This window comes from Streptomyces sp. NPDC088915 (assembly GCF_044749825.1).
Classification (GTDB): domain Bacteria; phylum Actinomycetota; class Actinomycetes; order Streptomycetales; family Streptomycetaceae; genus Streptomyces.
The window spans coordinates 42,779-49,351 of record NZ_JBIVIR010000027.1; the positions used below are offsets into that span (position 1 = coordinate 42,779).

9 protein-coding genes are annotated in these 6,573 nt (G+C 73.0%); 4 read left to right on the top strand and 5 right to left on the bottom strand.

The features are described 5' to 3' along the window. The first annotated feature begins 290 nt into the window (after positions 1 to 290). The 3 genes from ACIP5O_RS34650 to ACIP5O_RS34660 all read left to right on the top strand — a co-directional run bounded on the left by ACIP5O_RS34650 (position 291) and on the right by ACIP5O_RS34660 (position 2,455). Positions 291 to 1,064: a replication-relaxation family protein gene (locus ACIP5O_RS34650; protein ID WP_401301141.1), complete on the top strand. Its 774-nt coding sequence runs from the start codon at positions 291 to 293 to the stop codon at positions 1,062 to 1,064. A gap of 378 nt (positions 1,065 to 1,442) precedes the next feature. Continuing rightward, on the top strand, positions 1,443 to 1,916 hold the full coding sequence (locus ACIP5O_RS34655; RefSeq protein ID WP_401301144.1) for a hypothetical protein: 474 nt from the start codon (positions 1,443 to 1,445) through the stop codon (positions 1,914 to 1,916). Between the two features lie 2 nt (positions 1,917 to 1,918). Next, positions 1,919 to 2,455: a hypothetical protein gene (locus ACIP5O_RS34660; protein ID WP_401301147.1), complete on the top strand. Its 537-nt coding sequence runs from the start codon at positions 1,919 to 1,921 to the stop codon at positions 2,453 to 2,455. Between the two features lie 143 nt (positions 2,456 to 2,598). Here the strand turns inward: ACIP5O_RS34660 and ACIP5O_RS34665 are convergent, their stop codons facing one another. The 5 genes from ACIP5O_RS34665 to ACIP5O_RS34685 all read right to left on the bottom strand — a co-directional run bounded on the left by ACIP5O_RS34665 (position 2,599) and on the right by ACIP5O_RS34685 (position 5,629). Beyond that, positions 2,599 to 3,558: a recombinase family protein gene (locus ACIP5O_RS34665; protein WP_401301150.1), complete on the bottom strand. Its 960-nt coding sequence runs from the start codon at positions 3,556 to 3,558 to the stop codon at positions 2,599 to 2,601. Continuing rightward, positions 3,555 to 4,058 carry a hypothetical protein gene (locus ACIP5O_RS34670; RefSeq protein ID WP_401301153.1) on the bottom strand — a complete coding sequence of 168 codons (504 nt, stop codon included), beginning with the start codon at positions 4,056 to 4,058 and terminating at the stop codon, positions 3,555 to 3,557. The genes ACIP5O_RS34665 and ACIP5O_RS34670 overlap by 4 nt, the downstream gene beginning before the upstream one ends. A 16-nt stretch (positions 4,059 to 4,074) precedes the next feature. Further along, the gene (locus tag ACIP5O_RS34675) at positions 4,075 to 4,644 is read right to left on the bottom strand and encodes a hypothetical protein (RefSeq protein WP_401301156.1); all 570 of its coding nucleotides are present in this window, start codon (positions 4,642 to 4,644) and stop codon (positions 4,075 to 4,077) included. 418 nt (positions 4,645 to 5,062) lie between these two features. After that, the gene (locus ACIP5O_RS34680; protein ID WP_401301159.1) at positions 5,063 to 5,311 is read right to left on the bottom strand and encodes a hypothetical protein; all 249 of its coding nucleotides are present in this window, start codon (positions 5,309 to 5,311) and stop codon (positions 5,063 to 5,065) included. A 114-nt stretch (positions 5,312 to 5,425) separates the two neighbouring features. After that, positions 5,426 to 5,629, bottom strand: coding sequence for a hypothetical protein (locus tag ACIP5O_RS34685; protein ID WP_401301161.1), 204 nt, complete (start codon positions 5,627 to 5,629; stop codon positions 5,426 to 5,428). Between the two features lie 490 nt (positions 5,630 to 6,119). Between ACIP5O_RS34685 and ACIP5O_RS34690 the strand changes: the two genes are divergently transcribed. Further along, on the top strand, positions 6,120 to 6,573 hold a 454-nt coding region (locus ACIP5O_RS34690), incomplete at its 3' end, for a DnaB-like helicase N-terminal domain-containing protein (protein ID WP_401301164.1).

A 6,573-nucleotide genomic window follows, 5' to 3' on the forward strand; every position in this document is an offset into this window, starting at 1 on the left:
TCGGTCCGATGAGGTCCGCGCGTTCACCGAGGAGCACCACCGTGTACGACAACCGCAACGACGACTCCGAGGACACTCCCACCGGCGGGCCTGCCGACGGGCAGCTCGGCGGGTCTGCGTCCGGGCCCGGCAGCGGGCCTGCGCCTGGCCGTGAGGAAGACGACGAAACCGCAGGTCAGGGCCCCGGGCAAGGAGGGCCGGGAGAGCAGGACACCTCTACTCCTGACTCCGATCCGGCGGGGAAAGGAGCGAGGTCCCTGACGTCCACCCCGCGTCAGCGTGGCCTGGCGATGAGCATGCTGGCCCGCGTGCGGATGGCCACCGCGCTGCAGATCGCCACGGTGACGACCGAGAACCGCGTCGGCGACGGCTACGTCCGCCGGGCGCTGCGCGACCTGGAGACCCTCGGATTCGTCGGCCACGGCAAGTCCGGCCGCAGCAACGTCTACCACCTGACGGTGGCCGGGCAGCGGGCCGTGCTGGAGAGCGGTGAGATACCGATCCGTCCGAACGCGGCGACGGGAGAGAAGGCGATAGCCGCCGGCCTCGCCGAGCACGGCCTGGACGTCACCGAGACCCTGGTGAACTGGGGCGCCTTCCTCATGGACTGGGACGTCGAGGTCGCCCACCCCATCGACAAGGTGCGCGGCGTCGTCTCCGACGCGGTGCTGTACCGCCCGAACCGCGGTGCCGAGGTCGAGTTCCTCGAGGTCGACCGTTTCACGATGTCGATGTCCCGGCTCGTCGAGAAGCTGTTCGCGTACGAGGCGTACAGCCGCGCGACCTACCAGGAAGGCGAGCGGGGCACGATCGGCACCACCCGCCTGCTGTGGCGTCAGCGGTACCGGCGCAGCGAGCACTTCCCCGTCGTGCGCCTGGTCCTGGCCAACGGCGACGAGGAGGCGCTGAACCGGCGGGCGGCGCGGCTGGAGCGGCGGATCCGCGACATCGGCATCCGGATCGACTACGCCCCGCTGCCGATGCTCCAGCGCCTCCCGTACGACCGGTGGGAGTGGCGGGCGATCGGCTGCCCCGACGATCAGGTGGAGCGGCTCGCGGCGTGACCCGACCGGGCGCCCTTCGTTGGGCCGGGCGTCCACGTTGAAGGACTGCGGGCCGGGGCTGTCATGGCGACGATCCGGCCCGCAGCCGCACGGTCCACAGGGTTGCTTCCTGGGTCTCGTCCTGGGTCTCGTCCTAGGTCTCCTCCCGGGTCCCGCCCCGGGTCTCCTCCTGGGTCGCGCCCCGGGTCACACCGGTCCCCCGCGGCGCGGGCCTTGAACACCGCCGTGACCAGCGTGTTCGGCGTGATTCTCTCCGGCATCGGCCGCCGACTACTTGTCTGTGCCGCTCTTCGGCGGCTGGCCGATCGCGCTCTGTCGCCGGTCCGGGGAGGTGCGGCAGGCTGATCTCGCCATAGGAGATCAACGGGAGGGAACGCCATGGCCTACGAGGACTGCACGTACCACGGCATCCAGTACGGCTCGGAGACCGGCGGAGACGACGAGGAGTGGAAGCCCGCCCGGATCCTCGTCGAGAAGCCGGAGTTCGGCCCCACCGAGCGGCAGTACGGCGTGACGGTGCTGCGCGAGCTCGCCGAGCCGGAGGACAGCGGCTTCGGCTGGGGCTACAACGGCGGCGGCACCAGCGCGGCGGCCGGGGTGATCCTCGCCGACGCGCTCGACCTAGGCGACCCGGACAAGTGCGGCATCGGCTACCTGTCGTCCTCCGAGGACGACGTCCTCGCTGACCTCCGGGAGGACTTTTGCGACGACGTCCTCTCCCAGCTCTGCGACCAGTGGCGCCTTCGCCGCGGCGTCGTACTGCGCTGGGCGCTGGCCTGGTACCTGCAGCGCGGCATCACCGACCTGCCCGCCGCCCTGACGGAGCTCCCGCCGCTCCAGAGCCGGAGCTGACCGTGGGGTCACCGGACACGGCGCGGCCGCGCGGCTCCCTGTGGGCCCGCCTGGTCGACGCCTTCCACGGACGGGACACGGCGGCACCCGCCCCGCCGGCCGTCCCACCGGCCGTCCCGTTCAACAGCCTGGAGTGGCGGGTCGATCCGGACACGGAGACCTGGTGGCACCTGCCCCCGCCCTCCCCGGCCGGGATGCAGGAGGTCCAGGTCTGCGCGCCGGACGGGTACGACTTCGCCCGCCTGGTCTGGAAGGTCTGCGAGCCGTGCCGTCTCGGACTCGTGCTGAAGATCAGGGTCACCGAGCCGTGGCAGCGCCACGGGTACGGCAGCCGCATGGTGCGCTTCGCCCTGCGCGGCCGCGACGGGTACGCCTGGACCACGACTCCGCAGTCGGATGACGGCCGGGCCTTCTTCCCGGCCATCGCCGCGACGGCGGGCGTGGACCTGCCACCCGGCAGGCACGTTTGCGAGCACATGGAGGCCCGGGGGCTCAAGCTTCCTGGGCCGGCGCGACCGCTCGACCCGCCGCCCCAATGACCCTGCCGTTACCGAAGAAGCACGTCAGCCCCTGTTGGGCCCGTTGGGGCTAACAGGGGCTGACGTGCTTCTTCGGGAGCCTCAGACGCCGCCCGGCTGCGCCTCCTCCAGCTCGGCGGCCATCTGCTCGTCGCGAGGTCTCCTCAGGCAGTGGTCGAGGTGGTGGCGAGGCGGTCCGCGTACACCCGGTACGCCTTGCGCCCGGCCGGGGACGCTCCCTCGGCGCCGAGCTCGCGGCACAGGTCGAGCGCGGCCTGGTGGACGGAGAGCGCAGCAGTCACGCGGACCGAGTAGCCCTGGCCCCGGCGGATGGTGCGTCCGGCGGCAAGCGCGTCGTGTACGGCCGTGTCCGGCGCGGCGGTGCGCAGATGCTCGGCGAGCAGGCCGGGGACGTCGAGCATCACCACCGGGTCGGGCACGACGAGGACCTGGTCCCCGTCGGCGTCCTCGCCGGGCGCCGCGTCGTCCAGGAGCTCGCTGAGGTCGTCGGGCACCTCGCGGGCGCCGGCGTCGTCGAGCACGCGGCGGATCGTCTTCGCCGACGTGCGGTACTCCCGGGCCAGGGCCTTCACCGCGGCGCCCTCCCGGTACGCCTGGACGACGTCGGCGGCCTGGTCCTCGTCGAGCGCGGACGGCCTCCCGAGGGTCTTCCCGGAGGCCTTGGCGGCGGCCACGCCCTCCACGGTGTTCTCCGCGATCAGCTCGCGCTGGAACTGGAGGACGGAGGCGAGGACGTTGACCACCATCGTGGTGCCGGAGTCCGTGGCGGCGAGGTCGATCCCGGAGAGCAGACCGGACTCGACCCGCAGGTGCAGCCCGCGCTTGGCGAGCACCGGCCGCAGCGCCAGGACGTCGGCCACGGACCGGAAAAGGCGGGCGGCGTCCGCGATCCGGATGGTGTCGCCGACGCCGGCGTCGGCGAGCAGCTCCTTGAAGCCCTCGCGGTTGACGGACAGGATGCGGCTGGAGGTCGCCGGGTCCTCGTAGACCGGGGCGCCGGCGGCGAGCAGCGGCCGCAGGGCGTGCCGCTGCCGGGCGTCGGTCTGCTTGTCCGTCGAGTGGCGCAGGTAGACGCGGTCGACGGGCTTGGGCGCGGCCGTCATGCGGTGCCCTCCGTGTCGAGGAGGGTGAGGACCGCGCCGTCGAGGCGCTTCTGCGCGTCCAGGGCGTGGCCCTGGCAGGCGGAGAAGGAGTCGCCGAAGCTGTCGGTCACCTTCACCGCGAGCGGCTCTCCGCAGGGGGAGCCGAGGCGGTCGTAGGTCCACTTCCGGGCGCATCCGGGCTCGGTGCACCAGGCGCGGCCGCCGCTGCCCCGGAGGGTGTTGCCGTGGTCGGGGCAGACGCCCCAGGGCACGGCGCACACGCTGCCGTCCTGCACGGCGCGGACCCGGGCGAGGTCACTGGCGGTCGCGTCGAGGTCGCCGCGGACGTCGCGGACGAGTCCGGCCGCGTCCTCCAGGCGGAACTTGACGCCCCGGGCCTCCGGGTTGGGGGAGGCACCGAGACGGGTGTGGACGTCGAGGATGCGGCGCTGGAGGGCGTCGGCCTCGACCATGAGGTCGCGGAGCTCGGCCGGGGTCGGCTCGCGGTAGCTGTCGGACATGCGGATCTCCTTGGGGTCAGAGCAGGTGCGGGGCGACGAGGTCGCGGACCTCGGTGCCGGTGAGGGTGAAGTCGGGGGAAGCCAGGAGGGCGGCGGCCACGGCGGTGACGGCGGGCCACAGCTCCGCGACGATGCCGCCGGCCTCCTCGCTCACCTCGGTCCAGGTCGCCCCCTGGTCGGGGTCGGCGGGCGCCGGGCCGTCGAGGGTGATGGTGAAGCCGAGCGCGGCGGCCGCGCTGATCGCGGTGTCCCGGTCGTGGTCGGAGCAGGCCGTACGGGCGGTGGCCTCGCTCAGCAGTCCGGCGGCCGCCAGGTGGCGCAGCTCGCCGTGCTCCCCGGCGGCGGCGATCAAGGCCAGGCCGTACGCGGAGACGGGGACGTTGTCGTACGAGGTGGCTCCGGTCCATCCGGTGCCGTCGTGCCGGGTCACCCGCATCACGCGGACGCGGGTGCACGGGACGCCGAGCTCGGCGGCGACGACGGCGTGGGCGGCCTCGTGGTGAGCGAGGCCCGCCCGCACCTGGTCCAGGGTCAGCGGGCTGTCGACGAGGGCCGGGTCGGTGCGGTGGTCGTCCAGGTGCGGCATGAAGTCCCCCTCGGTCGGGCCGGCCGGTGGCGGCGTCGGCGTCCGATGAACACCCTAGGGGGGCGAAATAGGGGGGCGCAAGTACGGAATGGAATCCATTGGATCCGAGGCCCCTCTAGGTCCGTTTTTCACCCGTTTGGCCGAGTAGTGGCATTGGAACGGCCCAGGGGGGCGTAAACGACCGTTTCCGCCCCCGTCTCTTATTGGATCACGCATGGCGGGGCGGTCCGACTGTTCCATCGCGGTCCGGGGGCAGGGTCCATCGGCCGCCTCCATCAGGTACGGGACTGGGCATCGGGCCCGCTCCTGAACCGACCCGCACCCTGCCTCACGCGCGGGCGCGTACGAGGCCGGCGGGAGCCGGGTCCCGGCAGCGCGGAGCCCCGGCACCCTCTGGGGTGCCGGGGCTCTGTGTCCGTCAGGACCGGGTGCGGTACTTCTTCGTGCGCCTGAGGACGTGGTCGCGGGAGAAGTCGGTGGCGGCCACGACGTCGAGCTGGAGGGCGCGGCCCGCGTCCAGCTCGGCGGCGATGGCTCGCCACATCTCCTCGTCGGCTGAGGCCTTGGACTTGTCGGCCTCAACGTGCGCCTGGTCGCGAAGCGCCTTGAGTGCGGTGATCCGCGCCTTCGCGGCGGTCCGGGTCTCCTGGTCTGGTCTGGGGGTCATGGTGCTCCTGGCGGTAAGGGACGATGTTCCCCTCCTCCCGCTGCCCTTTCGGAGCGGGCCGGGCCCGGGACGGCCGGTCGAGGTTGGTCGCCGGAGACGGCCGTCCCGGGGGCACTACTTGCCGGACCCGTAGGTCCGCGTCTGCCCGTCGGCGTCGGTGATCGTGACCCCGTCGTTGTTGCCCTCGAAGACCGGCTCGTTGTACTGGGTCCCGCTGCCCAGGTTGAGCGGCTCGGCGCTGTCACCGCCGGAGACGATCCGGCCGGTGACCTTCCCGTTCAGGTTGCCGATGCCGCCGTAGATCTTGTTCTTCGCCATGGTGGAGTGCCTCATTCGGTGAGGTGGTGCTGCTGCTGGTGCGGGTCGGCCTGTGCGCCGCCCCTGCTCCCTGACACCTCAATAATGCAGACTCCGAGTCTGCATGTCTAGCGTTTCGCAGACTCGGAGTCTGCCTTTTCTCGGACTCCGGGAACGCACCCTCGAACCCTCTCCCCCGGCAGCGCGCCCGACGGGGGAGAGGCAGTGGCGCGCCTGCCGGCGACGTCCACCGCGTCCTCCAGATCGGCGCCCGGGCCCTGGTCGTCCTCGCGCTCGGCTGCCTCGCCTCGCTCCTCGTCGACCCAGCCGAGCTCCCCAGCGTCCTGCGCGCCGTCCTGAAGCTGTGAAGGGTGGCGCGTCCGCACCCTGCGGACGGCGCTGTCCGCAGGGTGCGGACGGGAGGCCCCGGGGCAGCCACCGCAGGGCGTGCGGCTCGTTGGTACGGCGGGGACGGCCGCCGCCCGCTCGCCACCGACCGGAGGAGAAGGACATGCCCGCCACCACGCCCGAGCCGGTCGACCAGGAGGCGGTGCTGCGCGCCCGCGTCGGCCGGATGCTCGTCGAGCCCGGGACGATCCCGGAGACGGCGGCCGCCGTGCTGCCGGAGGACCTGTCCGCTCCGCTCGCCCTCGTCTACGTCTCGGTCCTCGCGGTGTACGCGTCCGGGGAGCCGGTGGACCCGATCGCCGTCGGCATCCACCTGCACCGCCGGGACCTCCTGGCCGACGTCGGCGGCCCGTCCTTCCTCGCGGAGCTCGTGGCGTCCGCGTCGTCCGCTCCGGCGCCGCGCACCTCCTCCCGGCAGAGGCCGCCGGCGGTCGTGGTGCCGATGCGTACGCCCGCCCGGGGCGTCGCGGCGTCCGGCCCGTCGGCCGAGTCGGAGATGTGGGAGAAGGTGATCGAGCACTGGTCCGATCCGCGCGGCACGCTCGACGAGGCGCACC